At 42.3% G+C, this 2,809-nt stretch carries 2 protein-coding genes; one reads left to right on the forward strand and one right to left on the reverse strand.

Features of this window, described 5'->3' with window-relative positions; all coding sequences use genetic code 11:
- Positions 1–668 (reverse strand): AMP-binding protein (locus B4F08_RS07745; protein ID WP_291374031.1); only part of this gene is annotated, 668 nt, incomplete at its 3' end.
- 509 nt (positions 669–1,177) lie between these two features.
- Here B4F08_RS07745 and thrS point away from each other — a divergent pair.
- On the forward strand, positions 1,178–2,809 hold a 1,632-nt coding region (gene thrS, locus B4F08_RS07750; protein ID WP_291374032.1), incomplete at its 3' end, for a threonine--tRNA ligase.

Raw genomic sequence — 2,809 nt, forward strand, 5'->3', positions numbered from 1 at the left:
GGTGTCATGCCACAAGCAATGATGTTACTGGCTGCATTGATATAAGCGCCACGGTGGTGATAAACCACGCCTTTTGGGTTGCCTGTGGTGCCAGAGGTGTAGTTAAGGCTAATGGCATCCCATTCATCTTGAGGTAAATGCCATTCAAAGTTGTCATCGCCTTCGGTTAACCAGTCTTCATACTCGATTTGCCCAATCGGGGCTGCAAAACAGTTTTCGTACTCAGCATCATCTACATCAATCACGAAAATATCGCGTCCGACCAAAGCCAAGGCTTCTTGTGCAACCGATGCAAACTCTGGATCCACCAATAAGACTTTGGTTTCTGCATGATCCAGCATAAATGCGATGGTTTTGGCATCTAAGCGCGTGTTCAATGTGTTGAGCACAGCACCTGCCATTGGGACTGCAAAATGTGCTTCGATCATTGCAGGGACATTGGGCAGCAAAACAGAGACAGTATCGTTTTTTGTGATTCCCAATTTTTGTAACTGTGAGGCAAATTGGCGGCAGCGAAGGTAAGTTTCACGCCATGAAATATGGCGGTGCCCATGAATGATGGCATCTTGATGAGGGTAAATATAAGCAGCTCGTTCTAAATAACGTAAGGGTGACAAAGCCACAAAGTTTGCGGGGGTTCTTGGTAACTCATCATAAGCACTCACCATGTTGATCACTCCTGAATTTGGTATTATTTTTTCCATTGCTTAAAAGATATGCATTTTCAAGCCATCTTGCATTTATGCTTTAGTCGAGTTGTTCTTTTTAGATGAATTTATTGAACTTTTTTGTTTAGTTTATCTAAACTGAATGTATTAATTTTACGGAATTGATCCATCTGTAGTTCGATTTTAGCTTGCTTTTTGATCGGTGTGTGTCTACTTGTGTTACGGTATTTTTTAATAAAAATAGATGCAATCGTTATTCTGAGCCTTGTGGTGATATGCAGGTTCAACAGCAAATCCCTTATTTGAGGGATGTGATGGACTGGCAAATGAATTCAAAATGCGCCGAAAAGCGAATTTTCTAGGCGAAAAGGTTTAATCCTGTGGATAACACGTGTAAAATTCGACTGATTTTATTTATCCACCGTTTTTATCTTTTGAGGTTTTACCTCGATCATAATCTCGCGGTGACATGCTCCATGGTACGGGGCATCACTCCTTAAGGATTTTTTATGCCAATTATCACTTTGCCAAATGGCGATCAAAAACAATTTGATCAAGCCGTATCTGTGATGGACGTTGCACTGAGCATCGGTCCAGGTCTTGCTAAAAATACAGTTGCAGGAAAAGTCGATGGTCGTTTAGTCGATGCATCTGATCTGATTACCACGGATGCAAGCCTTCAAATTATTACGCCTAAAGACGAAGAAGGGGTCGAAATTATTCGTCACTCTTGCGCTCACTTGGTGGGGCATGCGGTTAAGCAATTGTTCCCTGAAGCGAAAATGGTGATTGGTCCTGTCATTGAAGAAGGTTTCTACTATGACATCTGGATGCCACGTCCATTTACTTTAGATGATATGGCGGCCATCGAAGAGCGTATGAAAAAGCTCATCGACCAAGATTATGATGTCATCAAAAAAATGACCCCACGTGACGAAGTGATTGCAGAATTCACTGCACGTGGTGAAGAGTATAAATTACGCTTGATCGCGGACATGCCTGAAGAAACACAAATGGGTTTGTACTACCATCAAGATTATTTGGATATGTGCCGCGGTCCGCACGTACCAAACACTAAATTCTTAAAATCGTTCAAGCTGACTAAAATTTCAGGCGCTTACTGGCGTGGTGATGCGAAGAATGAACAACTTCAACGTATTTATGGTACAGCGTGGGCAGACAAGAAACAGCTTGCGGCTTATATCAAACGTATTGAAGAAGCTGAAAAGCGTGATCACCGTAAAATCGGTAAAGCTTTAGACCTGTTCCATATGCAAGAAGAAGCACCAGGTATGGTGTTCTGGCATCCAAATGGTTGGACGATTTACCAAGTACTTGAACAATACATGCGTAAAGTGCAGCAAGACAATGGTTATCTTGAGATTAAAACACCACAAATCGTAGACTTTACGCTGTGGGAAAAATCAGGCCATGCTGCAAACTATGCAGACAACATGTTTACGACGCATTCTGAAAGTCGTAACTATGCAGTGAAGCCAATGAACTGCCCATGTCACGTGCAAGTGTTCAACCAAGGTTTGAAATCTTACCGTGATTTACCAATTCGCTTAGCTGAATTTGGTTCATGTCACCGTAACGAACCATCGGGTTCATTGCACGGGATTATGCGTGTTCGTGGCTTTACTCAAGACGATGCACACATTTTCTGTACCAAAGAACAAATTGGGCCTGAAGTGGCAGACTTTATTAAACTGACTTTAGATGTTTATAAAGATTTTGGTTTTGAAGAAGTGCAGATGAAGTTATCTACTCGTCCGGAAAAACGTGTCGGGGATGATGCACTTTGGGATATGGCTGAAAAATCTTTAGCAGATGCTTTAGATGCTGCTGGTTTGGAGTGGGAACTTCAACCGGGTGAAGGCGCATTCTATGGTCCGAAAATTGAATTCTCACTGAAAGACTGCTTAGGCCGTGTATGGCAATGTGGTACAATCCAATGTGACTTCAATCTGCCAGAACGTTTAGATGCGTCATATGTCACTGAAGACAATGATCGTGATCAGCCTGTGATGTTGCACCGTGCAATACTTGGCAGTTTTGAACGTTTTATTGGTATACTAATCGAACACTATGCGGGCTTTATGCCACCTTGGTTGACACCAATCCAAGCATGTGTGATG

This window comes from Acinetobacter sp. UBA6720, assembly GCF_002454215.1.
In the GTDB taxonomy this organism is placed as follows: Bacteria; Pseudomonadota; Gammaproteobacteria; order Pseudomonadales; family Moraxellaceae; genus Acinetobacter.